The organism is Chelativorans multitrophicus (assembly GCF_011317445.1).
Taxonomy (GTDB): domain Bacteria; phylum Pseudomonadota; class Alphaproteobacteria; order Rhizobiales; family Rhizobiaceae; genus Chelativorans; species Chelativorans multitrophicus.
Genome location: NZ_JAAAPL010000003.1, coordinates 638,467 through 664,785, shown reverse-complemented (window position 1 = coordinate 664,785; position 26,319 = coordinate 638,467). Strand labels below are relative to the sequence as shown.

The 26,319-nt window shown below is 62.0% G+C and carries 31 protein-coding genes; 14 read left to right on the top strand and 17 right to left on the bottom strand.

Going from position 1 to position 26,319, the window contains the following annotated elements:
• Positions 1-19 precede the first annotated feature (19 nt).
• From GNP00_RS17645 to ppa, 5 genes are all read left to right on the top strand, one after another.
• Positions 20-646, top strand: a complete 627-nt coding sequence (locus tag GNP00_RS17645; protein WP_011582539.1) for a LemA family protein — start codon at positions 20-22, stop codon at positions 644-646.
• A 21-nt stretch (positions 647-667) separates the two neighbouring features.
• Positions 668-1,486, top strand: a complete 819-nt coding sequence (locus GNP00_RS17640) for a TPM domain-containing protein (protein ID WP_041544842.1) — start codon at positions 668-670, stop codon at positions 1,484-1,486.
• Positions 1,486-2,127: a TPM domain-containing protein gene (locus GNP00_RS17635; RefSeq protein ID WP_011582541.1), complete on the top strand. Its 642-nt coding sequence runs from the start codon at positions 1,486-1,488 to the stop codon at positions 2,125-2,127. The genes GNP00_RS17640 and GNP00_RS17635 overlap by 1 nt, the downstream gene beginning before the upstream one ends.
• A gap of 74 nt (positions 2,128-2,201) precedes the next feature.
• Entirely contained in the window at positions 2,202-2,708 is a 507-nt protein-coding gene (locus tag GNP00_RS17630) for a GNAT family N-acetyltransferase (protein ID WP_011582542.1), read from the top strand.
• A gap of 105 nt (positions 2,709-2,813) precedes the next feature.
• On the top strand, positions 2,814-3,350 hold the full coding sequence (ppa, locus tag GNP00_RS17625) for an inorganic diphosphatase (RefSeq protein ID WP_011582543.1): 537 nt from the start codon (positions 2,814-2,816) through the stop codon (positions 3,348-3,350).
• 86 nt (positions 3,351-3,436) lie between these two features.
• On the opposite strand, the gene GNP00_RS17620 is transcribed toward ppa, so the two are convergent.
• From GNP00_RS17620 to tesB, 8 genes are all read right to left on the bottom strand, one after another.
• Positions 3,437-4,054, bottom strand: coding sequence for a hypothetical protein (locus GNP00_RS17620; protein ID WP_011582544.1), 618 nt, complete (start codon positions 4,052-4,054; stop codon positions 3,437-3,439).
• A 2-nt stretch (positions 4,055-4,056) separates the two neighbouring features.
• Positions 4,057-4,407 carry a DUF167 family protein gene (locus GNP00_RS17615; protein WP_011582545.1) on the bottom strand — a complete coding sequence of 117 codons (351 nt, stop codon included), beginning with the start codon at positions 4,405-4,407 and terminating at the stop codon, positions 4,057-4,059.
• A gap of 8 nt (positions 4,408-4,415) precedes the next feature.
• Positions 4,416-5,216, bottom strand: a complete 801-nt coding sequence (locus GNP00_RS17610; RefSeq protein ID WP_041545624.1) for an exodeoxyribonuclease III — start codon at positions 5,214-5,216, stop codon at positions 4,416-4,418.
• A gap of 104 nt (positions 5,217-5,320) precedes the next feature.
• On the bottom strand, positions 5,321-5,971 hold the full coding sequence (locus tag GNP00_RS17605) for an outer membrane lipoprotein carrier protein LolA (protein WP_011582547.1): 651 nt from the start codon (positions 5,969-5,971) through the stop codon (positions 5,321-5,323).
• A gap of 87 nt (positions 5,972-6,058) precedes the next feature.
• Positions 6,059-8,581: a DNA translocase FtsK gene (locus GNP00_RS17600; protein ID WP_011582548.1), complete on the bottom strand. Its 2,523-nt coding sequence runs from the start codon at positions 8,579-8,581 to the stop codon at positions 6,059-6,061.
• 239 nt (positions 8,582-8,820) lie between these two features.
• Positions 8,821-10,185 (bottom strand): ammonium transporter, encoded by a 1,365-nt coding sequence (locus GNP00_RS17595; RefSeq protein WP_011582549.1) that lies wholly within the window; start codon positions 10,183-10,185, stop codon positions 8,821-8,823.
• 31 nt (positions 10,186-10,216) lie between these two features.
• On the bottom strand, positions 10,217-10,555 hold the full coding sequence (locus GNP00_RS17590; protein WP_011582550.1) for a P-II family nitrogen regulator: 339 nt from the start codon (positions 10,553-10,555) through the stop codon (positions 10,217-10,219).
• 218 nt (positions 10,556-10,773) lie between these two features.
• Positions 10,774-11,640 carry an acyl-CoA thioesterase II gene (gene tesB / locus GNP00_RS17585; protein WP_011582551.1) on the bottom strand — a complete coding sequence of 289 codons (867 nt, stop codon included), beginning with the start codon at positions 11,638-11,640 and terminating at the stop codon, positions 10,774-10,776.
• An 86-nt stretch (positions 11,641-11,726) separates the two neighbouring features.
• On the opposite strand from tesB, the gene GNP00_RS17580 reads away from it, so the two are divergent.
• The 3 genes from GNP00_RS17580 to GNP00_RS17570 all read left to right on the top strand — a co-directional run bounded on the left by GNP00_RS17580 (position 11,727) and on the right by GNP00_RS17570 (position 14,691).
• A complete protein-coding gene (locus GNP00_RS17580) occupies positions 11,727-12,974 on the top strand; it encodes a ubiquinone biosynthesis hydroxylase (RefSeq protein WP_011582552.1) in 1,248 nt (415 codons plus the stop codon).
• 27 nt (positions 12,975-13,001) lie between these two features.
• On the top strand, positions 13,002-13,442 hold the full coding sequence (locus GNP00_RS17575) for an OsmC family protein (RefSeq protein ID WP_011582553.1): 441 nt from the start codon (positions 13,002-13,004) through the stop codon (positions 13,440-13,442).
• A gap of 136 nt (positions 13,443-13,578) precedes the next feature.
• A complete protein-coding gene (locus GNP00_RS17570; protein ID WP_011582554.1) occupies positions 13,579-14,691 on the top strand; it encodes a Glu/Leu/Phe/Val family dehydrogenase in 1,113 nt (370 codons plus the stop codon).
• Between the two features lie 6 nt (positions 14,692-14,697).
• Here GNP00_RS17570 and msrA read toward each other — a convergent pair whose 3' ends face one another.
• The 7 genes from msrA to GNP00_RS17535 all read right to left on the bottom strand — a co-directional run bounded on the left by msrA (position 14,698) and on the right by GNP00_RS17535 (position 20,037).
• The gene (gene msrA / locus GNP00_RS17565) at positions 14,698-15,339 is read right to left on the bottom strand and encodes a peptide-methionine (S)-S-oxide reductase MsrA (RefSeq protein ID WP_011582555.1); all 642 of its coding nucleotides are present in this window, start codon (positions 15,337-15,339) and stop codon (positions 14,698-14,700) included.
• Positions 15,340-15,471: 132 nt separating this feature from the next.
• Entirely contained in the window at positions 15,472-16,251 is a 780-nt protein-coding gene (locus GNP00_RS17560; RefSeq protein WP_011582556.1) for a succinate dehydrogenase iron-sulfur subunit, read from the bottom strand.
• A 13-nt stretch (positions 16,252-16,264) separates the two neighbouring features.
• Entirely contained in the window at positions 16,265-18,100 is a 1,836-nt protein-coding gene (sdhA, locus tag GNP00_RS17555; protein WP_011582557.1) for a succinate dehydrogenase flavoprotein subunit, read from the bottom strand.
• A gap of 7 nt (positions 18,101-18,107) precedes the next feature.
• Positions 18,108-18,491, bottom strand: a complete 384-nt coding sequence (gene sdhD, locus GNP00_RS17550; protein ID WP_011582558.1) for a succinate dehydrogenase, hydrophobic membrane anchor protein — start codon at positions 18,489-18,491, stop codon at positions 18,108-18,110.
• 1 nt (position 18,492) lies between these two features.
• Complete coding sequence (gene sdhC, locus GNP00_RS17545) at positions 18,493-18,897, bottom strand: succinate dehydrogenase, cytochrome b556 subunit (protein ID WP_011582559.1); 405 nt, start codon at positions 18,895-18,897, stop codon at positions 18,493-18,495.
• 169 nt (positions 18,898-19,066) lie between these two features.
• Entirely contained in the window at positions 19,067-19,480 is a 414-nt protein-coding gene (locus GNP00_RS17540) for a DoxX family protein (protein ID WP_011582560.1), read from the bottom strand.
• A 95-nt stretch (positions 19,481-19,575) separates the two neighbouring features.
• Positions 19,576-20,037, bottom strand: a complete 462-nt coding sequence (locus GNP00_RS17535; protein WP_011582561.1) for a GNAT family N-acetyltransferase — start codon at positions 20,035-20,037, stop codon at positions 19,576-19,578.
• 194 nt (positions 20,038-20,231) lie between these two features.
• Between GNP00_RS17535 and GNP00_RS17530 the strand changes: the two genes are divergently transcribed.
• The 4 genes from GNP00_RS17530 to GNP00_RS17515 all read left to right on the top strand — a co-directional run bounded on the left by GNP00_RS17530 (position 20,232) and on the right by GNP00_RS17515 (position 23,095).
• Positions 20,232-20,540 (top strand): hypothetical protein, encoded by a 309-nt coding sequence (locus GNP00_RS17530; RefSeq protein ID WP_246259117.1) that lies wholly within the window; start codon positions 20,232-20,234, stop codon positions 20,538-20,540.
• 51 nt (positions 20,541-20,591) lie between these two features.
• Complete coding sequence (locus GNP00_RS17525; protein WP_011582563.1) at positions 20,592-21,887, top strand: hypothetical protein; 1,296 nt, start codon at positions 20,592-20,594, stop codon at positions 21,885-21,887.
• Positions 21,884-22,720, top strand: a complete 837-nt coding sequence (locus GNP00_RS17520; protein ID WP_011582564.1) for a COG3904 family protein — start codon at positions 21,884-21,886, stop codon at positions 22,718-22,720. The genes GNP00_RS17525 and GNP00_RS17520 overlap by 4 nt, the downstream gene beginning before the upstream one ends.
• A 69-nt stretch (positions 22,721-22,789) precedes the next feature.
• Positions 22,790-23,095: a hypothetical protein gene (locus GNP00_RS17515; protein ID WP_011582565.1), complete on the top strand. Its 306-nt coding sequence runs from the start codon at positions 22,790-22,792 to the stop codon at positions 23,093-23,095.
• 20 nt (positions 23,096-23,115) lie between these two features.
• Here GNP00_RS17515 and GNP00_RS17510 read toward each other — a convergent pair whose 3' ends face one another.
• Both GNP00_RS17510 and GNP00_RS17505 read right to left on the bottom strand, forming a co-directional pair.
• Positions 23,116-23,400 (bottom strand): DUF1244 domain-containing protein, encoded by a 285-nt coding sequence (locus GNP00_RS17510; protein WP_011582566.1) that lies wholly within the window; start codon positions 23,398-23,400, stop codon positions 23,116-23,118.
• Between the two features lie 9 nt (positions 23,401-23,409).
• Positions 23,410-24,207: an N-formylglutamate amidohydrolase gene (locus GNP00_RS17505; RefSeq protein ID WP_011582567.1), complete on the bottom strand. Its 798-nt coding sequence runs from the start codon at positions 24,205-24,207 to the stop codon at positions 23,410-23,412.
• Positions 24,208-24,362: 155 nt separating this feature from the next.
• Here GNP00_RS17505 and GNP00_RS17500 point away from each other — a divergent pair, with 155 nt between their 5' ends.
• Positions 24,363-24,839, top strand: a complete 477-nt coding sequence (locus GNP00_RS17500) for a DUF1036 domain-containing protein (RefSeq protein ID WP_011582568.1) — start codon at positions 24,363-24,365, stop codon at positions 24,837-24,839.
• Complete coding sequence (pyk, locus tag GNP00_RS17495; RefSeq protein WP_011582569.1) at positions 24,836-26,272, top strand: pyruvate kinase; 1,437 nt, start codon at positions 24,836-24,838, stop codon at positions 26,270-26,272. The genes GNP00_RS17500 and pyk overlap by 4 nt, the downstream gene beginning before the upstream one ends.
• Positions 26,273-26,319 lie beyond the last annotated feature (47 nt).

The following is a 26,319-nucleotide window of genomic DNA, read 5'->3' as shown; positions in this document are numbered from 1 at the left end:
AACATCTCGGGAAATTTTCATGCGCCCCCTTTCAATGCCTTTTTCTCCAGTCAGCTTCCGTGCCCTTTTCTTCATCCTCATCGCACTTCCGCTCCTTTCCGGCTGCGGCTTCAATACAATTCCGACCCAGGAGGAGCAGGCAAAGGCCGCCTGGAGCGAAGTCTTGAACCAGTATCAGCGCCGCGCCGACCTGATCCCCAATCTGGTGGAGACGGTGAAAGGCTACGCGTCTCATGAGCGGGAGGTTCTTGAAGGCGTCGTGGAGGCGCGCGCCAAGGCAACGCAGGTGCAGATCTCACCGGAGATGCTGACGAATCCGGATGCCTTCCGCGCCTTTCAGGAAAGCCAGGCGCAGCTCACCGGGGCGCTATCGCGGCTGCTCGCCGTGGTCGAGAATTACCCCGACCTGAAAGCCAACCAGAACTTCCTCGCATTGCAGGCACAGCTCGAAGGCACGGAAAACCGCATTGCCGTCGCCCGGCGCGACTATATCGAGGCGGTGCGCCAGTATAACACCTCGCTCAGGATCTTTCCGACGATTCTCTGGGCAAGGTTCTGGTACACGGATGCCCAGCCCATGCAGACCTTCACCATAGCGGAAGAGAATATGCAGGCGCCGCAGGTGAATTTCGGCAACGGCGGTTGAGGCTCAGTGCGGATCCAAACCATGCCTGCCTTCCGGCACGGCCTTGTCATTTCCTTGTGCGCGCTGTTTCTCGGCGTGGCTTTCGCCGTTGCGGCAGAGATTCCCGCGCTCACGGGCCGGGTGGTCGACAATGCCGGACTGCTTGACGCCGCGGCGGAAACACAGCTCACCGAGAAGCTCGCCGCGTTCGAGAGGAAATCTTCCGACCAGATCGTGGTGGCCACGATCAGGAGCCTCGACGGCGAGGCTATCGAACCCTATGCCAACCGGCTCTTTCGCGCCTGGGGACTCGGGCAGGCGGGGGAGGACAATGGCGTCCTGCTTTTGGTGGCGCTCGATGACCGCAAGATGCGCATCGAGGTGGGCTACGGCCTTGAGGGCACACTGACCGACCTTCACTCCAAGCTCATCATCGAGAACACGATGGTCCCGGCCTTCCGCGACGGCGATTTCGCCGGAGGCATAAGCCGGGCCGTGGACGACATGATCGCGGTGCTTGAAGGCAATGCAGCCGAGCTCGAAGCCCGGGCACGCCGCAATCAGGAACAGGCCAGTGATGTGGACTGGTTCGGCGTTCTGTTCCTTGCCATTTGGGCGACGCTCTTCTTCGGCGGCTTCGCCTTCGCATTCCTGCCTCCCATATTCGGCCGCAAGATCGGTCCCAACCGCTATCGCTGGCTCGGAATGAACATAGACTACGGCAGGAAGGGCGGCCGCCGGCGCGGCAACAGCAGCTGGTCTCCAGGCGGATGGTCGTCCGGCGGCTGGTCCTCAGGCGGCGGTGGGTTTTCAGGCGGAGGTGGATCGTCGGGCGGCGGCGGCGCCTCGGGGGGATGGTGATGGCGAACGGCAATATCCTGACCGAAGAGGAGCGCGCCCGCGTCATCGGGGCGATCCGAACCGCGGAGGAAAAGACGGCCGGCGAAATCTATTGCGTGCTCGCGCGCGCCAGCGACAGCTATTTCTTTCCCGCCGCCTTCTTCGTGGCGCTCTCAATCCTTGTCGTCAGCCTGCCGGCAGCATTGTTCCTGCACTACCGGTGGATATCGGTGAACCCTCAATGGTTCGTGGCGGCCCAGCTCGCCGCGCTAGCCATGGCGCTGCTTGTGCTGAAATTCCTGCCGGAACTGCGCATATATCTGGTTCCCCGTGCGCTGCTTTATCGCCGCGCCCATGATCACGCGCTGCGACAGTTTCTCAGCCATAACATCCATCTGACCCGCGAGCGGACAGGCGCGCTGATTTTCGTATCGCTCTCGGAGCGCTATGCCGAGGTGGCGGCGGACGCCGGCATAAATGCCCGCGTGCCGCAGGAGCGGTGGAACACCGCCGTGGAAAAGCTCACGGCCCATGCGGCGGCGGGAAATCTGGCCGACGGGTTTGTCGAAGCCATCCAACTCGTCGGCGCTGAACTCGCCGCCCATTTTCCTCCAGACGCAGCAAATCCGGATGAGATCGACAACCATCTGGCGGAAATCTAAATCAGAATAGGGTTGTCTGTAGCGCGCGAGCCTGCTTGCCATAGACCGGGCGACGCAGTTATGGTTAACCCATTATGAAGACGCTATCGATCGACATCAGGCGGGCCGACCCACAGGACGCGGAGGCGATTGCCGCGGTGCATGACAGGTCGTGGCGCGGCGCTTATGCCGGGATCATCCCGCATCGTGCGCTCAATGCCATGATCAATCGGCGTGGACCGCGCTGGTGGGCAAACGCGATACGCCGTTCGGCCACCGTGCTCGTCCTGGAGATCGGCGGCGAGATCGCCGGCTATGCCACGCTTGGACGCAATCGCGCTCGCGAGCTCAAGCAGGCTGGCGAAATCTATGAGCTTTACCTGAGCCCCGAATACCAGGGCATCGGCCTTGGCCGGCGTCTTTTCCAGACAGCGCGGGAAATGCTATCCGCGCATGGGATGAAGGGCATGGTCGTCTGGGCGCTCGAGGAAAATCTCGGCGCCATCAACTTTTACAGAGGCGCGGGCGGCCGCGACATGGCTGAGGGCGTCGAGGTGTTCGACAGCAAGGCCTTGCGCAAAATCGCCTTCGTCTGGGATTGACCCTGCTTTAGAGCAGACGGCCGGATCGTGAGCCGATCCGCCGCATTGCCGCTACGCCCGAAAGACGCTAGGCCCCCGGCCGAAGCAATCCAAATCGGAGCGACCATGCGCATCGACGCCATTTCTATCGGTAACAACCCGCCTGAGGACGTGAACGTCATCATTGAAGTCCCCGTGGGCGGGCAGCCGATCAAATACGAGATGGACAAGGAAGCGGGCACTCTTTTCGTCGACCGCTTCCTCTATACGCCAATGACCTATCCCGGGAATTACGGCTTCGTCCCGCACACGCTTTCCGACGACGGCGATCCCATCGACGTGCTGGTCTGCAACACGCGCCAGCTCATCCCGGGCTGCGTCATCAATGTGCGGCCGATCGGCGTCCTCGTCATGGAAGACAACAGCGGCCAGGACGAAAAGGTCATCGCGGTGCCCTCTCCTCACCTCACGCGCCGCTATGAGGATGTTCACAGCCATACGGATCTTCCCGAGATCACGCTGCAGCAGATCCAGCACTTCTTCGAGCATTACAAGGATCTGGAGCCCGGCAAGTGGGTGAAGATCGGTGACTGGATGGATGCCGCCGCCGCCCGCCGCTTGATTTCCGAAGCCATAGAGCGCGCGAAGGCATCTGCCAAATAGGCCTGCGCATCGGCCGAAAGCCGGGACCGGCTTTCGGAAGCATGATTTTCTGATTTTGAAAGATTTACAGCGCCCCTTGCGCGTCCTCATGGACGCGGGGCGCTGTCGCCGCCGCGTGTTACTTCCGGCAACGGCACGCTGCCGGATTCGACGGCAGGCTGGTCGGTTCCACAGGTGAACGCGCGGGCGCGCTCGTCTGCGATGCGCCGCGCTTTTTCGTTCGCATCCGGATTGGACGTGGCGACGACATAGCCCACGACACATCCCTGCTGGCCGTCGTGCGTTCCAACCCTGCTCACGACGAGCACCTCTGTTTGCACATCAGGTTTTTCCGGATCGGCCGAGACGAAACGGCGATGGATCGTGGCGAAGGGCAATTCCCGGTCGCCGTTCGTCTCGATGCGCCATTCGACAGTCGGGCCTGCGCTGTTGAAGGCGGCGAAGGATTCCCAGTCCCGCTGCCCATTTTGCGGTGGAAAGCCATAAAAGAGCGATTCGCGAGCGTCATCATAGCTAAGGAAAACCGGAAAGCCCTTGTAGCCGGAACAGACGAGCTCGGCCCAGTCGCCGTCCCCCTTCTCGGCCCTGTCAAGCACGGCACAATGCTGGTCCGAATCGAGCTGCGTATAGGCGCTTGAAATCTCCTGGGCCCGGGAGGAGCCGGCGAGCAGAAGAAAAACCGCAACGGCAATGAAACAACGCATCCCTATGTCTCCGCGCTTGCGCCCCCGCCTTGTCTTTTTTCCGCGATAGTATCCAAACTTGCAATGAGGGGGGCTGCGTCTCCGGTAATGGAAACAGTCTTACGCCGCGATGCCGCCCCGGAGCTTACGGCGACATCTCGCCGGGGTACCCCAAGAGCGCTGGCCAGAAGCCTTTCCAACGCCTCGTTGGCTTTGCCCGCTTCAGGGATGGCGCGCACGCGCGCCTTCAGGAACGCCTGCCCGTCCGGCCCCTCCGTCACCCCTTCAATGGCGTCCGAGGAGGATTTCGGCGTGAGCCGCACGAAGATTTCGATACCGTTCTTGCTCCGGCGAGACCAGGAAGACGGCGGCATGGGCGGGATCAGCCGAATGCGGCGATCACGGGCACATGATCGGAAGGACGGTCCCAACCGCGCGCATCCCGCAGCACGTCTACCCGGCTGAGGGCCGGCGCAAGGTCATCGGACGACCAGACATGGTCGAGCCGACGGCCGCGATTGGAAAGGCTCCAATCCTTCGCTCGGTAGCTCCACCAGGTGAAGAGCTTTTCCTCGGGCGGGATGTGCCGGCGCATCAGATCCACCCATCCGCCTCCCTTGCGCACGGACTCCAGGCCTTCGGTCTCGACGGGCGTGTGGCTCACCACATTCAGCATCTGCTTATGCGACCAGACATCGGTCTCAAGCGGAGCCACATTAAGATCGCCGACGAGGATCGAGCCCGTATTCGCATCCAGGGTGGGTATGATGTCCCGCATTTCCTGCAGGAAGTCCAGCTTGTGGCGAAATTTCGGATTGATTTCGGGGTCGGGCTCGTCCCCGCCTGCCGGCACATAGAAATTGTGCAGCAGGACCCGCCGTCCGTCCACATTCGTCAGCGTCGAGAGGTGGCGGCAATCGGTAAGGCCGCAAAAGCTGCGGCGCTCCACCACCTCCAGCGGCAGGCGCGAGATCGTCGCCACGCCGTGATATCCCTTTTGGCCATGGATTTCGACGTGGCCATAGCCGACCTTGCGGAAGGCGGCCGTGGGGAACTGGTCGTCAGGGCACTTCGTCTCCTGCAGGCACAGCACGTCGGGCTGGTATTGCTCAAGAAAGCGCAGGACGAGCGGAAGGCGGAGGCGGACGGAGTTTATGTTCCAGGTGGCGACTTTGAAGGGCATCGAAAGTTCCGGTTTTTCAGGACCGGAATAAACCTTTGCGAGCGCTGATGACAAGCGCCCGCAAGGAAAGATTTGCCGTTAAGGGCGAAGCTGAAATTTCGGCCTTATCTTTCGCCGCGCGCCATCGCGTTCACGCGCCGATGATCGATGTAAAACACGCTGGGATCGAAGGTCACGCCCTGCTTCACATTGAAGATCATGACCGTGGTGTCCCGCCCTTGGGCGTCGGTAACAGTCCATTGGCGCAGGTCATAGGTCTTCGAATCGAACATCATGGTAATGGTGGCGTTGTTGCCCAGCTTTCGATCCGCAATCGTCACGGTCGTCAGGTCCGGGTCCTCTTTGACCTGCCGCACATTGTCGGCCGAAAGATCGATTCGCTCGCCAAGGAGCAGCCGCAGCGGCGTATCCGAAAGCCGATAGATATCGACCGTGTTCATCTTCTTGTTTTCAAGCACCACCGTGGAGCCGTCCGACATGACACGGAACTGGGCCGGAGGCTCGTAGTCGAAACGGATCTTGCCCGGTCGTTCGATATAAAATTTCCCGCCTGTTTGTTCGCCGCGCGGGCCGAACTGAACAAATTCGCCCGTCATCGTGCGCACATTCGAGAAGTGCTGGGCAATGCGCTGCGCGGCCTGCGAGGCGGCATTGGCACTACCGGCCGTCAGGCCGACGGCGAGTATTGCGGTTGCAAGAAGCGAGCGGCGCGCCAGGCGGAGAACCATGCGGGTGCGCTCGGCAAAGCTGTTCATGGTATCCTGTTCTCCGAAAGAGTTCCTAGTCCCATATAGATAGGGCTGCAAACAGCCCGAAGTTAGGCCAAGCCGCTTCGCCGCGTTTTAAACCTCCTCCTGTTCCGTGGGAACGAGGATTTCGCGCTTGCCCGCGTGGTTGGCAGGACCGACGATCCCTTCCTTTTCCATCCGTTCGATGATGGAGGCCGCGCGATTATAGCCGATCCCCAGGCGGCGCTGGATATAGCTGGTCGAGGCCTTGCCATCGCGCAGCACGACCGCGACCGCCTGGTCGTACGGATCATCCGAATCGCCCAGATTGCCGGTCCCACCGCCCCCGAAGGAGCTGCCTTCATCCTCCTCGCCGTTATCTTCGGTAACGGCCTCCAGGTAATCCGGCGCGCCCTGCATCTTCAGATGCGCCACGATCTGCTCCACCTCCTGATCGGAAACGAAGGGGCCGTGCACGCGCTGTATGCGGCCGCCGCCGGCCATATAGAGCATGTCTCCCATGCCGAGGAGCTGTTCGGCGCCTTGCTCGCCGAGGATCGTGCGGCTGTCGATCTTGGAAGTGACCTGGAAGGAGATGCGCGTCGGGAAATTGGCTTTGATCGTGCCGGTGATGACATCCACCGAGGGGCGCTGCGTGGCCATGATGACGTGAATGCCGGCGGCGCGGGCCATCTGCGCCAGCCGCTGCACCGCGCCCTCGATATCCTTGCCGGCCACCATCATAAGGTCCGCCATCTCGTCGATGATGACGACGATGCAGGGCATCGGCTCGAGATCGAGATCTTCCGATTCGTAAATGGCCTCTCCCGTCTCGCGATCGAAGCCCGTCTGCACCGTGCGGGTGATCGTCTCTCCCTTTTTCTTGGCGGCGATGACGCGCTGATTGAAGCCCTCGATGTTGCGAACGCCCACCTTGGACATCTTGCGGTAGCGCTCCTCCATCTCGCGCACCGTCCACTTGAGCGCGACGACCGCTTTCTTGGGATCGGTGACGACCGGGGTCAGCAGATGCGGGATGCCGTCATAGACTGAAAGCTCCAGCATTTTGGGATCGATCATAATGAGACGGCACTCCTCGGGCGTCATGCGATAGAGGAGCGACAGGATCATAGTGTTGATGGCAACGGATTTGCCGGAGCCGGTGGTGCCCGCCACCAGCAGGTGAGGCATCTTGGCCAGATCCGCTATAACGGCTTCGCCGTTGATCGTCTTGCCGAGGCCCAGTGCAAGCCGCGCCTTGGTCGCCTCGAATTCGCGGCTGGCCAGAAGCTCGCGCAGATAAACCGTCTCGCGGGTCGCGTTGGGCAGCTCGATGCCGATAGCGTTGCGGCCCGGCACAACCGCCACACGCGCCGCGATCGCGCTCATGGAACGGGCGATGTCGTCGGCAAGGCCGATTACGCGCGAGGATTTGATGCCCGGCGCAGGCTCCAATTCGTAGAGGGTGACCACCGGGCCAGGCCGCACATGGATGATCTCGCCCTTAACGCCGAAATCGTCGAGCACGCCTTCTAGAAGGCGGGCATTCTGCTCCAGCGCGTCCTTGGAGAGGCTTGGGTCCTTGCTGGTTGCCTTCGGTTCCGCGAGCAGGTGGAGCGATGGCAGCTTGAACTCGCCCGTATCGATAAGCGAGCCTTGCGCCTCACGCCGGACGCGGGCGCCGGGAACGGGCCGTGGCGCGGGATTGCCCACACGAGTCCCAAGCTGCGCATGATGGGCAGCAGAGGAAGCCTGATGGCGCGCCGAGGCAGCATCATCGAATGGCGATATGTCGAGGCTGCCGTCCTCGAAGCCAGGCTCGATCCGCATCCCCTCTTCCGCTGCGCGCGCCGCCGCAAGAACGGGAGCTATTCCTGGCACATCATATTCTTCCGGCAGGTCGGGACCGTGGACGGCAAAGCGCCGGCGCACGAAAGAGGTGACGTAGAGCCACCAGTGAGCAAGTATGCCGAATGCGACGGAGCCGCCCTCCCCTTCAGAATCGTCGGCATCGGCGTCTTCCTCTTCGCTGTCATCCTGCGAATCGGATTCAGGCAGAACGCTGCGGCCGAAGACGCCGGCACCGAAAAGCAGAAGCCAGGCGGCGGGGGCGATGAGTAGCGCCGCCACGATCACTCCTAGGAAACCCGTAGGATAATCACCGATGAAAAAGGCGGGAGCGGAAAGCACCATGTCGCCGAAGACGCCGCCGAGCCCTGTCGGCAGCGGCCATGTATCCGGCGGCGTCAGACAGCCGGCCACGCCCGCGCATAGCATGGCGCCGCCGAACCAGGCTGCCGACCGCCTCCACAAATGGTCGATGCCGCGGCCCAGAACGAGGAAGACGCCCCAGAAGACGGCCGGCACGAGCCCGGCCACCGAAGCAAGACCGAAGAACTGTATCGCGATATCGGAAAGAACCGCTCCCGGATAACCCATGGCATTGGTGACAGGGTTGTCGGTCGCATAGCTGAAGCTGGGATCCGCAACATTCCAGGTTGCAAGGCTTGCCAGGCAGAAGGCCACCAGCGCAAGCACCAGGAGACCCAATCCCCGCGCAGCCTGCCGCCGAAGAAAATTCTGCAGCCCGAAACCACCGCCATGCATGGCAAATGCCGCAGAAGAACCCGAACTCATACGCATTTCCCCGTCCACTCGTACCGACACTTACGCGCCCCGGATTGGGAACAGCTTAGGGAAGGATGGTTAAGGCTGCATTAACCATGGAAGCGAGCAGCGAATAGATGAGTGAGGACGATATCCTTCGTTGCTCTCCCGATTCCCTGCTCGCCATTCCCTATTCGCTTCCCCCCAAAAAAGGGGCCCAGCTTTCGCCGGGCCCAGTTTACGCGCCTAAGGAAGAGAGATGCCGCCGGTCAGGAGTAATGATAGGCCGCCTCGCCGTGCGAAGTGAGGTCCAGACCCTGGGTTTCGGCTTCCTTCTCCGGACGCAGGCCGACAATGGCATCAACCAGCTTGTAAAGGATCGCAGAAACCACCCCGCACCATGCGACGGTGACCAGCACGGCCACGAACTGCACCCAAAGCTGCGACGCAATGGAGAAATCATCGGCCCCCGTGCCGCCAAGCCAGGGCGCGGTGAAAATGCCCGTGCCAAGCGCGCCGACGATACCGCCCACGCCGTGGATCCCGAAAACATCGAGCGTGTCGTCATAGCCGAACTTGTTCTTCACCACTGCGACGAAGAAGTAGCAGACCGCGCTGGCTATGGCGCCGAGCACAATGGCACCCACCGGACCAACCGAGCCGCAGGCGGGGGTAACGGCCACGAGGCCGGCAACCAGGCCGGAGACGGCGCCCAGCATCGAGGCCTTGCCACGATGGAGAGCCTCGATGACGCTCCAGCCGATAATCGCACCGGCAGTCGCGGTGAAAGTGTTGATCATGGCAAGCGCAGCGCCGCCGGTGGCTTCTAGGTTCGACCCGGCATTGAAGCCGAACCAGCCGACCCACAGGATGGAGCCGCCGACCATGGTAAGCGTCATCGAATGCGGGGCGAGAATATCCTTGCCGTAGCCGCTGCGCTTGCCGACGATCATGCAGCCTACGAGAGCGGCGATGCCCGCATTGATGTGGACCACGGTTCCGCCGGCGAAATCGAGAGCGCCGAGATTGAACAGATAGCCGCTGCCGTCCCACACCATATGGGCCACCGGGAAATAGACGAAGGTGACCCAGAGAACCGTGAAGAGCACGACCGCCGAAAACTTGATGCGTTCGGCAAAGGCGCCGACGATCAGCGCCGGCGTGATCACCGCGAATGTCATCTGGAAGCAGATGAAGACATATTCGGGGATGACGACGCCGTCGGTGAAGGTTGCGGCGGTGGAATCCATCGTCACGCCCGATAGGAACAGCTTGCCGAAGCCGCCCCAGAAGGGGCTGGTGCCGCCACCGAAGGCAAAGGAATAGCCCCAGAGCACCCACACCACCATGACCACGGCGGCGATCATCGTACACTGCATGAGCACGGAAAGAGCATTTTTGGCGCGCACCAGCCCGCCATAGAAGAGCGCCAGCCCCGGCAGCGTCATGAACAGCACCAGAAGGGTCGATGTCATCATCCAGGCCACATCGCCCTTGTCCATCACCGGTGCGGCAGCCTCGGCAGCCGTTTCCGCAGCTTCCTGCGCGAAAGCTGGCACAGCGGCGAAAGCCGCCAACGCAAGCGCGCCCGCCCCGGCCATGCGCTTGGCAATTTCAATACTGGAAAGTCTCATTCTATTCTCCCTGGACAAATCCGCGTGGCGCTCACAGCGCATCGGCGTCGGTCTCGCCTGTGCGGATACGCACTGCCTTTTCGATGCTGTAGACGAAGATCTTGCCATCGCCGATCTGGCCGGTTTTGGCCGCCCCTGCGATCGCTTGCACCGCCTGGTCGGCGATGTCCGAATCCACGGCCACCTCGATCTTCACTTTGGGCAGGAAACTCACCGCATATTCAGCGCCACGATAGATTTCAGTGTGCCCCTTTTGCCGCCCATACCCCTTCACCTCGGTGACGGTCAGCCCCTGAATGCCGAGCTCCGTCAGCGCTTCGCGAACCGCCTCGAGCTTGAACGGCTTTATGATTGCCATCACGAATTTCATCAGGTCTCACCCTTGCTCTTGCGGACGAGCCGCGTTGGATGCCGCTGCCCTGCACCTGCAAAGGGCCAGCGATGGCAAAGGTGAATCAAGCGCCGTGCCAGATCGCCAAGCGAACGACAAGGCGCTGATTTACTTAGCTAAAATGATGCGCCTCCGCGCCCGCCCTCAATCTGGGCGAACAGCAAGTGAACAAAAAATGTGCAGTAATTTTATTCTGCCTATTTTGTGCGCAGTCGCAGAAGACCTTCCTGCGCAACGGAAGCGATCAGCGCGCCGTCACGGGAATAGATGCTGCCGCGGGCGAACCCACGCGCGCCGCCCGAAGACGGGCTGTCCTGGGTATAGAGAAGCCAGTCGTTCAGCGCGTCGGGCCTGTGGAACCATATCGCATGGTCGAGGCTCGCCATCTGAAGTTGCGAATCGAATACGGAGCGGCCGTGGGGATAGGTGGCGGTGTCGATCAGCGTCATGTCGGAAAAATAGGCAAGCGCTGCCGACTGCAGCGCGCGATCGTTCGGCACGGGGTCGGTCGCCCGCATCCAGACATGCTGAAACGGCGGCAGCTTTTCGTTTGTCGTGTAATGCTCGGAAGTCACCGGCCGGATCTCGACCGGGCGCTCGCGCTGCCAATACCGGCGAATATTTTCCGGCACATCGTCCCCCAGGGCAGCCAGCAACTCCCGCTGCGACCTAAGCGTCTCCGGCGCGGGAATGCCTTCCGGCATCGAAAGCTGGTGCTGCAGGCCAACCTCATCGACCTGAAAGGAAGCGGAAAGCGAAAAAATCGCGTGACCGTGCTGGATAGCGACCACGCGCCTTGTTGTGAAACTGCCGCCGTCGCGTATGCGGTCAACTTCGTAGATGATGGGAACGGCTGGGTCCCCCGGACGCATGAAGTAGCAATGCAGGGAGTGCACATGCCGGTCGACCACGACCGTCCTCTGCGCCGCGACCAGCGCCTGCCCGATGACCTGACCACCAAAAACACGCTGCCACCCCACCTGCGGGCTGTGGCCGCGATAGAGGTTGTGTTCAAGCTTTTCGAGGTTAAGTATGTCTAGAAGATCCTGCATTGCGGACGGCATTCGATTTCCTCCGGCAGCGTTCGGTTTGTTCGAGAAACCGGAGGCCGCGCATCAAGTCAAGGCTGCAGGAAAAGGAGAAGTCGAGTATGGGCGAGAAGACCGGGGACACACGGCTGAGCGGTCTCTTCGATGTATTGATCGCGGGCGCCGGCTACGTCGGTCTGGCAATCGCCGTTTCGCTTCGCCACGCCCGGCCGGGCCTGAAGGTGGCTGTGATTGACGCCGCGCCCGAGGGCGTATGGGAGCGGGACGGCCGCGCCTCGGCAATTGCCGCTGCGGCGGCCCGAATGCTCCGCCATCTTGATTGTTGGGACGAGATCGAGCCGGAAGCGCAGCCGATCACGGAAATGATCATCACTGATTCGCGCACGTCGGATCCGGTTCGGCCGGTTTTTCTCACCTTCGGCGGTGAGGCAGCTCCCGGCGAACCATTCGCCCATATGGTGATGAACCGCAACCTGACCGGTGCGCTCAGGCGCAGGGCAGGCGAACTCGGCATCGAAATCGTCCAGGGGATTGCCGTCGAGGATTTCGATGTAGAACCCGCGGCGGTAACGGTGCTTCTGGCGGATGGCGGTTCGTGCCGAACCCGGCTTCTGGTCGCGGCGGACGGCGTTCGCTCACGCCTGCGGAAAATGGCGGGCATTCGGGTTGTGCATTGGGAATATGGACAATCGGGCATCGTCTGCACGGTCGCGCATGAGCGGCCGCACAATGGCCGGGCCGAGGAGCATTTCCTGCCGGCCGGCCCCTTCGCAACGCTGCCGCTTAAGGGCAACCGGTCCTCCATCGTCTGGACCGAGCGCACGGAAGATGCCGAGCGCCTGGTGGCGGAGGACGAGTTCGTGTTCGAACAGGAATTGGAGACACGCTTCGGCCTCAAGCTCGGTGAAATTCGCGTTGAAGGACAGCGCCGCGCCTGGCCTCTGGGCCTGACGCTGGCGCGCGATTTCGTAAAGCCGCGCTTTGCTCTGGCCGGCGATGCGGCGCATGGCATTCATCCGATTGCGGGCCAGGGCCTCAATCTCGGTTTCAAGGATGCCGCGGCTCTTGCCCAGGTGGTGGTCGAGGCGGACCGGCTAGGCGAGGATATCGGTGCGCTCGACATACTCCAGCGTTATGAGCGCTGGCGGCGGTTCGATACCGTTCAGATGGGCGTCACCACGGATGTGCTCAACCGGCTCTTTTCCAACGATTTCGGTCCTCTCCGGGCTGCCCGGGACTTTGGCCTGGGACTTGTAGACCGTGTGCCCGGCATGAAGGATTTTTTCGTCCGGCAGGCTTCCGGCCTCACGGGCGGCACGCCGCGCCTGCTCCAGGGCGAGGCCATCTAGCAGCATCCGCAAAACAGGAGACCAGGGATGAAACGCTACGCCAATGTGAATTGGAAAGGTCCTCTCACCAGCGGTTCGGGCCGCATCGAAAGCACCCAGAGCGGTGCGCTCGGAGATATCCCGATTTCCTTCAAGGCTCGCTTCGAGGACGAGACGGGGCGGTCCGGCACGAATCCGGAAGAGCTGATCGCCGCTGCCCACGCTTCCTGCTTCTCCATGGCGCTGTCGCACGCGCTGGCCCAGAACGGCACGCCGGCCGAATCTCTTGAAGCCAAGGCAGAGGTAGAGCTGCAGCCCAAGCAGGGCGGAGGCTTCGAAATCCGCGGCAGCGCCCTGTCGGTGACAGCCAAGGTCCCAGGCCTTGAGGATGGGAAATTCCAGGAGATCGCGAAGGGCGCGAAGGAGAACTGCCCTGTTTCACGCGCGCTCGGCGCGATCAGCATCACGCTGAATGCAAAATTGGGCTGAGAGCCCGCCGCGAAAGTATCGCACGCAGGAGGCCCCGTGAACGCAAGGTGCGTTCGCGGGGCCTATTGTTTTCGCAACCAAAAATCCGCGCCGCAACCTAGATTCCTATTAGGAGACCAGACGACGGGAGGCTATCATGCTGCACGCTCGGGAACCGAGCATCCTCAAAAAACCAGTAGGAGACGATAGTCTCTCGATCTCCGATATCACGTCGGAAGCTGCGCGCCTTCCCTCCTTCGACGGCCATGAAAATATCTGGTGCGGGCGGGATGAAGATCGCGGCCTGACCGCCATCGTCGCGATCCACAACACAAAGCTTGGCCCGGCGCTGGGCGGCACCAGGCTGTGGCCGCATGAAAGCTTTGAGGCCGCGCTCACCGATGCCCTCCGGCTTTCAAGAGGTATGACCTATAAGTCCGCCGTGGCCGGCCTGCCGCTCGGCGGGGGGAAGGCAGTGATCATTGCCGATCCCAAAACGGGCAAGACGCCCGCCCTCCTCACCGCCTATGCGGAGATGCTGGTGAGGTTGGAAGGCCAGTTCATTACGGCCGAGGATGTGGGGATGACTCTTGAGGACGCTGATTTCCTTCGCGAGCATGCACCCAATGTGGTGGGCACCAGCGCGGGCGGCAGCGGCAATCCCTCTCCCTTCACCGCCGAAGGCGTTTTCCTAGGCATCAAGGCTGCGCTTAAGCATCGCAATGGAACGGAACGGCTCTCGGGAATCCGCGTGGCCGTACAGGGCCTTGGTTCCGTCGGCTGGTCTTTGTGCGAGAAGCTTTACAGGGAAGGCGCGGCGCTGATCGTGACGGATCTCGACCCCGGGCAGGTCGAGAAGGCGAAGCGCGCTTTCGAAGCCGAAACCGTCGCTCCCGGTGAGATTGTCACTGTCTCGGCGGATGTCTTCGCGCCCTGCGCCCTCGGCGGCGCCATTACGGCCAGAAATGTTCCCCACATCAAGTTCGGGATCATAGCCGGCTCCGCCAACAACCAGCTCGCAAAGCACGAGGACGCCCGGCTGCTGATGGAACGCGGGATTCTTTATGCTCCGGATTATGTCATCAACGCGGGCGGGCTTATCAATGTCGCGGCAGAGCTTTCGCCCGAAGGCTATGATCCAGAAGCCGTCATGGCGAAGCTCGCGAAAATTCCCCTCACGCTTACGGAAATATTTCAGCGCGCCGAACAGCAAAAGCGGCCGACAAACGACATCGCGGCCGAAATGGCCATGGAGCGCATCCGCCGATAGCCGAATTCAATGCGCGAGGCCGCGCAAGGCGTTTTCGCCCCAGACCTGCCTCAGCCGGGCATCCCGCCCGCAGCCCTCGCGGTACCCCTTATACGCGTCCGCCTTCGTCACATATCCGAACCGGGAGAGAATGCGATCCTGGCTCTGATAATAATTTTGATGATAGTCCTCGGCCGGCCAGAAGGTGGCTGCGCTCTCGATCGGAGTAACCACTGAGCGGCCTAACTCGGCTTCCGCCGCCTTCTTCGCGTTCTCCGCCGCCTGCCGCTGAGCGTCGTTCAGCACGTAGATCGCCGTTGAATAGGCATGGCCGCGATCGCAGAACTGCCCGCCGCCATCGGTGGGATCGACCGAATGAAAGAACACGTCGAGAAGCTGATCGTAGCTGACGCGGGTATCGTCATACTCGATTTTCACCACTTCCCGGTGCCCGCCCTCCATATAATCGTCATAGGTCGGATTCGGGGTGTTCCCGCCCGAATAGCCCGATATCGTGGAAGTGACGCCCGGCACCTGATCGAAATCGGACTCCACGCACCAGAAGCAGCCGCCGGCGAAGATCGCTGTGCCGGTCTCAGCTGCGGACTGTAAGGTGCCGATGAAGATTAAGACGAGGGACGAAACGGCGGCGGCGATCTGGCGGAACATGGTTACCTCCCTTTTGGGGCAATTCGTACCGCCGAAGAGTTCCCGCTGCAAACTCTCGCCCCTACACGGTTGCGTGAGTGGCGGGAAGGGATCACAGCGCCAAATAGATCGCCGCGCCTGAGGGCGCCGGTATCAAACCCGCCGCTCCACCATCATCTTCTTTATCTCGGCGATCGCCTTCGCCGGATTGAGCCCCTTCGGGCAGGTCTGCGTGCAGTTCATGATCGTGTGGCAGCGATAAAGCCGGAAGGGATCCTCCAGCTTGTCGAGCCGCTCGCCTGTAGCCTCGTCGCGCGAATCGATCAGCCAGCGATAGGCCTGGAGCAGCACGGCAGGCCCCAGATAGCGCTCGCCGTTCCACCAATAGCTGGGGCACGAGGTCTGGCAGCAGAAGCAGAGGATGCACTCGTAGAGTCCATCGAGCTTCGCCCGGTCCTCATGGCTTTGCTTCCACTCGATCGCGGGTTCCGGCGTGACCGTCTGAAGCCACGGCTCGATCGAGGAAAGCTGCGCATAGGGGATCGAGAGATCCGGCACCAAATCCTTCACCACTGGCATATGCGGCAGGGGATAGACCCGCACGGCACCACCGATGTCGTCCATGCCCTTGGTGCAGGCAAGCGTGTTCGCGCCGTCGATATTCATGGCGCATGAACCGCAGATGCCTTCCCGGCACGACCGGCGGAAGGTGAGCGTCGAATCGACCTTGTTCTTGATCCAGATGAGCCCGTCCAGCACCATCGGCCCGCAATCGTCGAGGTCGACATAATAGGTGTCGACGCGCGGATTTTCCGTATCGTCCGGCGACCAGCGATAGATGCGGTATTCGCGCAGGTTTGTGGCGCCTTCCGGCTTCGGCCAGACCTTGCCTTGCTTGACCTTCGAGTTCTTGGGAAGAGTAAGTTGGACCATGATGTCCTCTGCCTCAGTATACGCGCTTCTTCGGCGCGATCCTTGCCGGATCGATGCCGCCATTCTCGGGCTTCAGCATCGGCTCAGTATGCACCGGGCGATAGTCGAGGCGGACGGTGCCGTCCGGATCCACCCAGGAAAGCGTGTGCTTGCGCCAATTCGCGTCATCGCGCTCGGTGAAGTCCTCCCGCGCATGTGCGCCTCGGCTTTCCTTGCGCGCCTCCGCCGAAAAGACGGTGGCGATGGCATTCGCCATCAGGTTTTCGAGCTCCAGCGTTTCCATGAGATCGGAGTTCCAGATCATCGAGCGATCCTGAACCTTGATGTCGGAGAGCTCACCCCATGCTTGCGAAACGCGCCTGCAACCCTGCTCGAGCGATTCCTGGGTTCGGAAAACCGCTGCATCCTCCTGCATGGCCCGCTGCATTTTTTCGCGTAGGGCCGCCGTCGGCGTGGAGCCGCTTGCATGGCGGATGCGGTCGAAGCGGTCCATGATCTTCTCGCAGGCGGCTAGGTCGATCGGCGGCACCTTGGACTCGCGGTCCACCACCATGCCGGCGCGAATGGCGGCAGCGCGGCCGAACACCACCAGGTCCGTTAGCGAGTTTGAGCCGAGACGGTTCGCGCCATGGACGGAGGCACAGGCAGCCTCGCCCGCCGCCATCAGGCCGGGAACGATCGCGTCCGGATTGTCCAGCGTGGGATTGAGCACCTCGCCGTGATAATTGGTCGGGATGCCGCCCATATTGTAGTGCACCGTCGGCAGAACTGGGATCGGCTCGCGCGTCAGGTCGACGCCGGCGAAAATGCGGGCGCTTTCGGTAATGCCGGGCAGCCTTTCATGCAGCACTGCCGGGTCGAGATGATCGAGATGAAGGAAGATATGGTCCTTCTTCGGTCCGACCCCGCGGCCCTCGCGGATCTCCAACGTCATGCAGCGTGAAACCACATCGCGCGAGGCAAGATCCTTGGCGGAGGGCGCATAGCGCTCCATGAAGCGCTCGCCCTCGGCATTGACGAGATAGCCGCCCTCACCCCGCGCGCCCTCGGTGATAAGCACGCCCGCGCCGTAGACGCCGGTCGGGTGGAATTGAACGAATTCCATGTCCTGCAGCGGCAGCCCCGCGCGGGCAACCATACCGTTCCCGTCGCCGGTGCAGGTATGGGCGGAAGTGCAGGAGAAATAAGCGCGGCCATAGCCACCCGTGGCAAGCACCACCATCTTGGCCGCGAAGCGGTGGATGGTGCCGTCCTCCAGGTTCCACGCCACCACGCCGGTGCAGACGCCGTCCGGCGACATGATGAGGTCGAGCGCGAAATATTCCACGAAGAACTGCGCATGATGCTTGACGGACTGGCCGTAGAGCGTGTGCAGGATCGCGTGGCCCGTGCGGTCGGCGGCCGCGCAGGTGCGCTGCACGGGTGGGCCGTCGCCGAAGTTCTGCATATGGCCGCCGAAGGGGCGCTGGTAGATCCGGCCGTCGTCGGTGCGGGAAAAGGGCACCCCGTAATGCTCCAGCTCGTAGATGGCGGCCGGCGCCTCGCGCGCCAGATACTCCATGGCGTCCACATCGCCCAGCCAATCGGAGCCCTTCACCGTATCGTAAAGGTGCCACTGCCAATCGTCCGGCCCCATATTGCGCAGGGAGGCGGCAATGCCGCCCTGGGCCGCCACGGTATGTGAACGGGTAGGGAACACTTTCGTGATGCAGGCCGTCTTCAGCCCTTGTTCGGCCATGCCGAGCGTAGCGCGAAGGCCCGCGCCACCGGCCCCGACCACCACCACATCAAAGACATGATCGACGTAAGTATAGGCCGGGCCGGCCTTGTTCTGAACTGCAGCAGCCATTTAGACTTCAGCCTCCGAAGGCAATTCTGAGGAGGGAATAGAGCGCGATCGCGCCGACGATGACGGGAAAGAAAGTATTGAGGAGGATGAGTGCGATCTTCCAGCCCTCGCCATGCACGTAATCCTCGATGATCACCTGCATTCCCAAGCGCATGTGGTACAGCACCGAAACGAAGGCAAGGCCCATAAGGAGCGCGCTGACAGGCTGCGCAAGCGCTGCCCGGATCTCCTCGTAGGAGGATCCGGAATAAGCTGCCACAAAGCCGATGAAGAAGATGATGAGCGGGATATTGGAGACCGCCGTCAGCCGCTGGCGCCAAAAGTGCTCCGTGCCGCCGCGCGCCGAGCCCAGACCGCGGACCTTGTTGAGAGGTGTGCGCATATCCGCCATCTCAGAGACCTCCTCTGATTGCCCAGGCGCCACCCCAGATGATCAGCGTCACAAGAATGGAGCCGATCAGGTTCGCGATCGCGAGCCTGCGTGAGGTCTCCTTCTCAAGGCCGTGAATCGTATCCCAGATCAGGTGGCGGATGCCGCCCAGCATGTGGTGGATGAGCACCCAGGAATAACCGAATATAACGATGCGGCCAATGATCGAGCCGAACAGCCCGTTCACGAAATCGAACTGCTCTCTCGAGCTGGCGGCGGCAAGCAGCCAAAGCGCGAAAAGCAGGATGCCGAAATAAAGAGCGGTGCCGGTGATGCGATGGGCGATGGACATGGCCATCGTCGGCGTGAAACGGTAGATCTGCAGGTGAGGCGAGAGGGGCCTCGCCTGGGTGGTGGACTTGCTCATGGCTTCCCCAAATTCAACCGCCGGCGGGCAAGGTTCAACCTTGCGGGCTGATCTGCCCGCCGTGCCCCCAAGCCACCGGCAGGGGCTTTCTAATGCGGTTTTTGCGGTGCGTCAAAGCCCACGAGAAAAGTTCCGGACGACTGAATCGATTGAAGTTCGAGCCTTTGAGTTAAGCCGTCAGGCCATTGCGGATAAAACCGCGGTGCAGTGCCAGCCTTTCACCGGGTCCGTGGACGGCCGCGAACAGGAGACCGGCCATGAAGGTGAAATGATCGACAAAAAGGCCGAACTCGTACTGGTTGCCGCTCCAATGCGAAGGCCCATGAAACGCAAAGGCCAGAAAGATTACATAAACAGCCGCCAAGAGCGCAGCTTCCGAGAAGAAGGCGCCGGTTAGGAACGCGATCACCAGCGCGACCTCGAAGAAGGCGGCGAGCCAGGCGAGCAGGAGCGGAGCAGGGAAGCCAGCCGATGCGATATGGCCCGCGGTTTCAGCCATACCCATGAACTTGAATGTTGCCGCCATGGCAAACACACCGGCGAAAACCAGCCTGGCCAGAAGAATTGCAGCAGTCTTATACATTTCAATTACCCTCCGACATTGGTTCATCTGCACCAAGGACGGAGACGAAGCGCTGTTTCCGACAGTCTCATTAAGAACTGCTGCGGCTCCGGGAATCAGCGCGCGTCGAATCGGATGACGTGGGCGGTCCAATCCGCCGGAGCGGCGATCTGCTCGTAGAGCTTCCGGCCTTCGGCCGGCTGGCGCGGCGCTTGCAGCACGAGCCGGGTCCAGCCTCGTTCTTCCGCCTGGTCCGCGATGACATCGACCAGTGCTCGCGCGATGCCTTTCCCACGATGCTCGTGATGGACATAGATGTGCTCCACGAGCCCGTAGCGAAGCCCGGAAAGAGGGTCGGGCAGATCGTAAAAGATGGCAAAGCCTACAAGATCACCGTCGAGACGGGCGCCCACCACCTCCACCACCCGGTCCTGCAACAGGGTCTCCGCGTAAAAATCATCGGGCCTGCGCGGCGCGCCACGCTTCAGCGACTGGGTATAGTCAGCCAGAAGCGGCGCCAGCCAATGAGCGTCCTTGAGCCTCAACGGCGCAATGTCGATCAGATGGTTCTCGCTCATGATTCCTCCTTCGCGCGCAGAAGCATTCGGCCAAATCAACAGTGCCTGTCAATCCGGCTCACCTCTCGGCGCGGCGTGACAAAGATTGAGAAAGAGTTAATCTGCCGAAAGGGAGCGGCAAGGAGGGACGGCCCATCATGCCTTTTTGCAGACATTTTTACCGAACAGAAAGGATTGGAGCGCTGACCGCGATCTTGATCGCTTTCTCCTCCCCTGCCCTTGCCGGTGAACCCATCGGTGTGGGTTCCTACGCGGACAGCTACGGCAATTTGGTGATCCGCGATCCGGCCGGTTTCAAACGTATCCTGGTCGGCAAAGGACACCTCGCGGAGGAATATACCCGCCGAGAGGGAGTGAAGGTGGTCTATTTGGAAGAAAATCGCGGACGCCTCTACCTGCGCAAGCAGGGCAAATGCCGCTACGGCGCACTGCTGCGCGGACGCAGCCATATGTATGGCCTGCCGGACAATGTCGTGCCGGTGCCAACCGTGACCTGCCGCTGACGCGCGGCAAGCAGGCCGGAGACGAAGACGCAAAGCGCGAGGGGAGTTCCCATGAGCGAGGCTCGAGCCGCCAGGCAATTGCGAGATCATGTAGAGTCGGTGCAGTCCATGACGCGCTTCGTGCTTGCCACGCTCGCGCTGGCGAGCGGCGTCTACACCTATCTCGGTGTGCGCGATCTGCTCGATGGCTCCGCCACCATCGTCTTCTTTGCCGCCATCATCTATTCGGCAGCTGTTTCCGTGGGCATTTACGGCTTCTGGGCCTTTCTCATGCGGTTCCTGCCGGAAATGCGCGAGACCGCATCACGCATGGCCCTTTTCGGCGTCATGGCGATCGGCTCCCTGATGATCATCGCCATGTCGTCCTGGCTCAACGCCGCGGCTCTGGCCGGGTCGGCGGCCGTGGAGCAGCACCTCGCAACAACCCTCGAGGAATATACAAGCGACCTGGACCAGGCGCACTCCAATGCCCTGGGCGCGCTGTCACTTCTTCCCGATATTCAGCGAGCCTCCGAGCGCTTTGCCCGCCTCGCGGAGGATGAGCGTAATTCCGGCGCTCTCACCGGCACTTCGGGATCCGGCAGCGTCGTACAGCTTCTCACGCAAATGTCTGCGCAGATGCGTGAGCTGGAACAGACGATACAAGGCTCCCGCGAGACCGTGGCCGGCCTTTTCAAGCAGGGACAGGAACGGCTTGCCGCCATGCGCGGGCTGGTCTCCAGCCCCGGCTCGGTGCAGCCGCGCGCCGACCGCTTCGCCGAAGAGAGCGTCGCGCTGGCCGGTGTCATCGCCTCCCTTGAGCAGACCTCGATCGCACCGTCGGTCGCGCGTGCCGCCGCGGATCTTTCCGCTGGCTTCATCGCCCCGGTGGCGGACGGCAATTCCGCAGATCTTGCCGGCCGCCAGGATCAGGTGATGGCCACGGTGCGCGAATCGGTGGCCGCCCAGTCCAAGGCGCTTTCCGATGCTGCAGCCGAAATCATGGCGCAGCCGAAGGTGCCGGAGCGGCGTTTTGTGCCGCTTTCCTCGGCGGAGGCTGTGCTGCTCTACGCATCGGACTTCCTGCCCAGCTGGGCGGGAGCCATATCCATCGATCTCCTGCCAGCCGTGCTCGTGGGCATTCTCGCCGTGGTCTATTCCTCCATCCGGCGCAGCGAGGCGGCGTTGACAGACGCGGACCGCATGACCGCGTCCGAACTCCTGCGCGCGATCGAGCTTCGCGAGGAATTGTCCCGCCAAGCCGCCCGGGAGCCGGTGAAGGAGATGGAAACGGCAGGTCCTGAGCTTCCGGCAGACCGCCCGGAGAACGTCACGCCTATCTCGGAACGAAAGCGGCTCGAGCCATGACTGAGTCGGATACGCCTTCAGCCTCTTCCAATCCACCGCCAAGGCATTCCTCTTTTGCGGTTTACTTTGCGCGGTTCAACGATGGCGCATTGATGCGCGGCGCCTTTGTCGGCGTGCTGATCGCTGCCGCAACCCTGGTGGGACTGGACTTGCGGGAGATGGTGGACTCTAACGGCCTCTTGCCCGCTGAGCCTGCGACCCTGCAGCATACGTTCCCTGTCCTGCCGCCGGCGGTGGATGCTGGCCCCAACCGCAAGCAAACGAATGATCCGCGCCAGTTCGTAACGGCAAATCAGGAACAACTGCGCCAGCCGATCTCCTTCACCCTCGAAGCAGGCGGCACGCTTCGCGCGAGCGGCGCGATAGACCCCGGTTCAGCCGCGAGACTCCGGGCGGAGCTCGATGCGCGGGGTGAATATGTCGAGCGCGTCAGCCTCAATTCGCCCGGCGGCGCCTTGGATGACGCCATCGACATGGCGCGCATGCTCCGGGAGCGCGGCATTTCAACGCTGGTCGAGAATGGCGCGATCTGCGCCTCCTCTTGTCCGCTGATGCTGGCCGGCGGCACGACGAGGCAGGTGGAAGAGCAGGCCGCGGTGGGGTTGCACCAGTTCTACACGGCCCTCGATCCCGCGATACGACCAGCGCAGGCGCTGGCGAACGCGCAGATGACGACCGCCCGCATATCCCGCCACCTGCAGGAGATGGGGCTGGATCCGGCCATCTGGCTGCACGCTCTCGATACGCCTCCGCGCGCGCTCTATTACCTTACGGCCGAGGAAATGAAGCGCTATAAGCTGGTGACGCAGACGAAGGAGGTCGCTCAGCAATAGGACCGGCCTCGAAGCGGCCGGAACCTGACATCGGCTTTGGCGTTGAGAAGGCACCAGAAGGAGCTTTCTATGGCTGAGACCAGAGTGCTGACCGACCACGAGGAAATCCGCGATTGGGCCGCAGCGCGTACCGGCCAGCCGGTGCTGAGGACGCTCAGCACGTCGCAGGACGAACCGGTCCTCGCTTTTGCCTTCGGTCAGCAGGCCTATCAGGATACCGATCGGGGCTGGGACGAAATCGGCGAGGTCGAGATTATCGAGTGGGACGACTGGTTTCGCCTCTTCGATGAGCGCGAGCTGGCCCTGGTGGTGGCAGAGGACGTTCCCGGCCAGCGGGAAGAATTTCACCAGTTCATCCGCCGGCCGTCGGAATAACCTCAGGTGAACTTCCGATGTCAGTGACTTGGCTCGGCCTTCACCTTCGGCCCGGCCTGGTATTTCTCCCGCCACTCGTCATACGGCATGCCATAGACGATCTCGCGCGAATCCTCCTTTGACAGCGGGATGCCGGACGACTGCGCTGCCTCCAGGTACCAGTTGGAAAGGCAGTTCCGGCAGAAGCCTGCGAGATTCATCAGATCGATGTTCTGCACGTCCGACCGCTCTCGAAGATGCTCCACAAGCCGGCGGAACGCCGCCGCCTCGAGATCGCGCTTCTGTTCGTCTGAAAGTTCGATCATGTCCGGCCCCTAAATCGGTCCTGTCCGCGACCCGAAGAATTTCACCTCATGCATATCGGGCCGTTCGTTCAGATCGTCAAGGATTGGCGCAAGGCGTTCTGCCCATTCCGCCGCGCCCGATTCAGCAACCACGAGATCCTGCCTGATTTCGATCAGCGCATGGGCGAAACCGTTGGCCGTGCAGTGGCGGAACATCGTATCGCCGCGCAAGGCTCCGTCATAGGGCTCGTTGTCGCCAACCACGATGCCGGGCGCCTCCGAAAGCGCCTCTATCAGCGGCTTTACTGCGCGCGAATCGCGATCCCACAGGATGCCGATATGCCAGGGCCTTTCCCGCCCCTGCATGAATGGGGTGAATGAGTGGATGGAAATCACCAGCGGAGCTCTCCCGGAGGCGGAAGCCACGGAAGCGACCATGGCCGCGACCGCATCGTGATAAGGCTCGTAGAAGCTTTCCACCCGTCTGCGCCGCTCCTGCGCGCTCATCGGATAGTTTCCTGGAATTACCGTGCCGTCGTAAAGCTGCCGGATAAGCGTGGGATCATCCGGGCCGCGATTGGGGTCGATCAGAAGGCGGGAGAACCGCGCCATTACACCAGGGGCACGAGTTGATGCCGAGAGTTGGCGCATTACCATTTCCACGCCGATGTCGTAAGCGATGTGCCGCTGAAACTCGGCGGGATCCAACCCGAGATCGCCATATTCATCAGGCAGGTCGTTAAAGGCATGGTCGGCGACGAGCACCAGCCCCTTGGTGCGGTCCCCGTCAAGGATCTCGAATGGAGAAAAAAGAGAGCTTCGTGTCATCTGGAACAGGAGAGCGATTGCGGGCTCGCCCGTCTTCCCATGAAGAGGCGGCGCATGCAATGCCGCGATTTGACGGTGTTCAACCCCGCGGGGCGCGTTGACAGGGCCATGCAGTTTGCGGAAAAGGGTGCGACAGTCCTTCACTGAGCGTGATCATGCGATTCGTGGACTATCTGACGCTGCAAAGAAGCATTCTTGTGCTTGCCGCCGCCGCCGGCTGCCTGCTTATGGGCGGCAAGCCGGCTTCGGCTGATTTTCGCGTCTGCAACACCACCCAGAACCTCGTGGGCGTGGCGATTGGCTATCGCGCCCGTACGGGCTGGATAAGCGAAGGCTGGTGGCACATAAAGCCATCGAGCTGCGAGACGCTTATAGATGCCCCGTTGGAATCCCGCTATTACTATCTCTACGCGGAGGATGCCACGCGCGGGGGCCGCTGGCAGGGACCGATACAGATGTGCGTATCGGATACCGAGTTTAAAATCACCGGCGCGAACGATTGCTTCAAGCGCGGTTTCCAGCGCGCTGGCTTCGAGGAATATGACACGGGCGACCAGGAGAATTGGATGGTGCAACTCACCGATGGCCCCGTGCCGGCCAACCCGGCCGTAACAGGGGCCGCCAATCCATGAAGCGGAGCCGCAAGGTCAAGATCCTCGCCACGCTCGGGCCCGCATCTTCGGATGAGGAAATCATCGTCCGCCTTCATGAGGCCGGTGCTGACGCGTTCCGCATCAATATGAGCCACACGGACCACCCGACGATGCGTGAGCTGGTGGCACGCATCCGCAGCGTTGAAACGCAGGTGAGCCGTCCCATCGGCATTCTGGCCGATCTGCAGGGCCCGAAGCTGCGTGTCGGCACTTTCGCCGATAAGAGCGCCACATTAAGCATCGGCCAGGAATTCACTTTGGACGATAATCCGGCGCCGGGCGACGCCACGCGCGTGCATCTGCCGCACCCGGAAATTCTGCAAGCCGTCCAACCGGGTCACCGCCTCCTGATCGATGACGGCCGCCTGCAACTCGCAGCACTCAAGACCGACGGCCGATCGATAGTCGCCCGGGTCATCGCGGGAAACAAGATCTCCGACCGCAAGGGCGTCAGCCTTCCCGACACGGAATTGCCGCTCGGCGCCCTTACGGAAAAGGACCGGCGCGACCTGGACGCGGTGCTGCAAACGGGCGTCGATTGGATCGCCCTGTCTTTTATCCAGAGGCCGCAAGACCTGGCGGAGGTCCGCAAAATCGCGCGTGGCCGCGCCGCCCTGATGGCGAAAATCGAAAAGCCTCAGGCGGTGAAACGCCTGCCGGAGATCATCGAGCTTTCCGACGGGTTGATGGTGGCACGCGGCGATCTTGGCGTGGAAATGCCGCTTGAGGCGGTGCCGGGCATCCAGAAGCAGATCACGCGCGCCTGCCGCCGCGCCGGCAAGCCGGTTGTGGTGGCGACGCAGATGCTGGAATCCATGATCACGGCGCCCGTGCCGACCCGCGCCGAGGTGTCAGATGTGGCGACGGCCGTGTTCGAGGGCGCGGATGCGGTAATGCTCTCCGCCGAATCGGCTGCCGGCCAGTACCCGGTCGAGGCGGTGGCCATGATGAATGCGATCGCGATCCAGGTCGAGCGCGATCCCGTATTCAACGATGTCATCAATGCGCAGCGCACGGAGCCGGAAGCGACGGGCGCCGACGCCATCTCGCTCGCCTCGCGAGAGATCGCGGAAACGCTGAAACTCGCGGCCATCATCACATATACGGCGTCGGGCACCACAGGGCTTCGCGCCGCCCGCGAGCGGCCGAAGGTGCCGATCATCGCGCTTTCGCCGGTGGTCGAGACGACGCGCCGCCTCAGTCTGGTCTGGGGTACCCATTGCGTTGTCTCGGAAGATGCAACCGACCTCGATGATATGGTGGATCGGGCGTGCCGCATTGCCTATGAGGAGCAGTTCGCCAAGCCGGGCGACCGCGTGATCATCACCGCCGGCGTGCCGCTCAGGACGCCGGGCGTCACCAATATGCTGCGCATCGCCTATATCGGCTCGGATGGGCTGAGCGGATTGTAAGGAAGCGCTCCCGGCAGGCGGGAAGCCTGAACAAGCGTAAGCAGGGC

What these genes read in the sequence shown, in the direction of transcription:
- GNP00_RS17645 (WP_011582539.1), top strand. Translation starts at nt 20, where the DNA reads ATGCGCCCCCTTTCAATGCCTTTTTCTCCAGTCAGCTTCCGTGCCCTT.
- GNP00_RS17640 (WP_041544842.1), top strand. Translation starts at nt 668, where the DNA reads ATGCCTGCCTTCCGGCACGGCCTTGTCATTTCCTTGTGCGCGCTGTTT.
- GNP00_RS17635 (WP_011582541.1), top strand. Translation starts at nt 1,486, where the DNA reads ATGGCGAACGGCAATATCCTGACCGAAGAGGAGCGCGCCCGCGTCATC.
- GNP00_RS17630 (WP_011582542.1), top strand. Translation starts at nt 2,202, where the DNA reads ATGAAGACGCTATCGATCGACATCAGGCGGGCCGACCCACAGGACGCG.
- ppa (WP_011582543.1), top strand. Translation starts at nt 2,814, where the DNA reads ATGCGCATCGACGCCATTTCTATCGGTAACAACCCGCCTGAGGACGTG.
- GNP00_RS17620 (WP_011582544.1), bottom strand. Translation starts at nt 4,054, where the DNA reads ATGCGTTGTTTCATTGCCGTTGCGGTTTTTCTTCTGCTCGCCGGCTCC.
- GNP00_RS17615 (WP_011582545.1), bottom strand. Translation starts at nt 4,407, where the DNA reads ATGCCGCCGTCTTCCTGGTCTCGCCGGAGCAAGAACGGTATCGAAATC.
- GNP00_RS17610 (WP_041545624.1), bottom strand. Translation starts at nt 5,216, where the DNA reads ATGCCCTTCAAAGTCGCCACCTGGAACATAAACTCCGTCCGCCTCCGC.
- GNP00_RS17605 (WP_011582547.1), bottom strand. Translation starts at nt 5,971, where the DNA reads ATGAACAGCTTTGCCGAGCGCACCCGCATGGTTCTCCGCCTGGCGCGC.
- GNP00_RS17600 (WP_011582548.1), bottom strand. Translation starts at nt 8,581, where the DNA reads ATGAGTTCGGGTTCTTCTGCGGCATTTGCCATGCATGGCGGTGGTTTC.
- GNP00_RS17595 (WP_011582549.1), bottom strand. Translation starts at nt 10,185, where the DNA reads ATGAGACTTTCCAGTATTGAAATTGCCAAGCGCATGGCCGGGGCGGGC.
- GNP00_RS17590 (WP_011582550.1), bottom strand. Translation starts at nt 10,555, where the DNA reads ATGAAATTCGTGATGGCAATCATAAAGCCGTTCAAGCTCGAGGCGGTT.
- tesB (WP_011582551.1), bottom strand. Translation starts at nt 11,640, where the DNA reads ATGCCGTCCGCAATGCAGGATCTTCTAGACATACTTAACCTCGAAAAG.
- GNP00_RS17580 (WP_011582552.1), top strand. Translation starts at nt 11,727, where the DNA reads ATGGGCGAGAAGACCGGGGACACACGGCTGAGCGGTCTCTTCGATGTA.
- GNP00_RS17575 (WP_011582553.1), top strand. Translation starts at nt 13,002, where the DNA reads ATGAAACGCTACGCCAATGTGAATTGGAAAGGTCCTCTCACCAGCGGT.
- GNP00_RS17570 (WP_011582554.1), top strand. Translation starts at nt 13,579, where the DNA reads ATGCTGCACGCTCGGGAACCGAGCATCCTCAAAAAACCAGTAGGAGAC.
- msrA (WP_011582555.1), bottom strand. Translation starts at nt 15,339, where the DNA reads ATGTTCCGCCAGATCGCCGCCGCCGTTTCGTCCCTCGTCTTAATCTTC.
- GNP00_RS17560 (WP_011582556.1), bottom strand. Translation starts at nt 16,251, where the DNA reads ATGGTCCAACTTACTCTTCCCAAGAACTCGAAGGTCAAGCAAGGCAAG.
- sdhA (WP_011582557.1), bottom strand. Translation starts at nt 18,100, where the DNA reads ATGGCTGCTGCAGTTCAGAACAAGGCCGGCCCGGCCTATACTTACGTC.
- sdhD (WP_011582558.1), bottom strand. Translation starts at nt 18,491, where the DNA reads ATGGCGGATATGCGCACACCTCTCAACAAGGTCCGCGGTCTGGGCTCG.
- sdhC (WP_011582559.1), bottom strand. Translation starts at nt 18,897, where the DNA reads ATGAGCAAGTCCACCACCCAGGCGAGGCCCCTCTCGCCTCACCTGCAG.
- GNP00_RS17540 (WP_011582560.1), bottom strand. Translation starts at nt 19,480, where the DNA reads ATGTATAAGACTGCTGCAATTCTTCTGGCCAGGCTGGTTTTCGCCGGT.
- GNP00_RS17535 (WP_011582561.1), bottom strand. Translation starts at nt 20,037, where the DNA reads ATGAGCGAGAACCATCTGATCGACATTGCGCCGTTGAGGCTCAAGGAC.
- GNP00_RS17525 (WP_011582563.1), top strand. Translation starts at nt 20,592, where the DNA reads ATGAGCGAGGCTCGAGCCGCCAGGCAATTGCGAGATCATGTAGAGTCG.
- GNP00_RS17520 (WP_011582564.1), top strand. Translation starts at nt 21,884, where the DNA reads ATGACTGAGTCGGATACGCCTTCAGCCTCTTCCAATCCACCGCCAAGG.
- GNP00_RS17515 (WP_011582565.1), top strand. Translation starts at nt 22,790, where the DNA reads ATGGCTGAGACCAGAGTGCTGACCGACCACGAGGAAATCCGCGATTGG.
- GNP00_RS17510 (WP_011582566.1), bottom strand. Translation starts at nt 23,400, where the DNA reads ATGATCGAACTTTCAGACGAACAGAAGCGCGATCTCGAGGCGGCGGCG.
- GNP00_RS17505 (WP_011582567.1), bottom strand. Translation starts at nt 24,207, where the DNA reads ATGACACGAAGCTCTCTTTTTTCTCCATTCGAGATCCTTGACGGGGAC.
- GNP00_RS17500 (WP_011582568.1), top strand. Translation starts at nt 24,363, where the DNA reads ATGCGATTCGTGGACTATCTGACGCTGCAAAGAAGCATTCTTGTGCTT.
- pyk (WP_011582569.1), top strand. Translation starts at nt 24,836, where the DNA reads ATGAAGCGGAGCCGCAAGGTCAAGATCCTCGCCACGCTCGGGCCCGCA.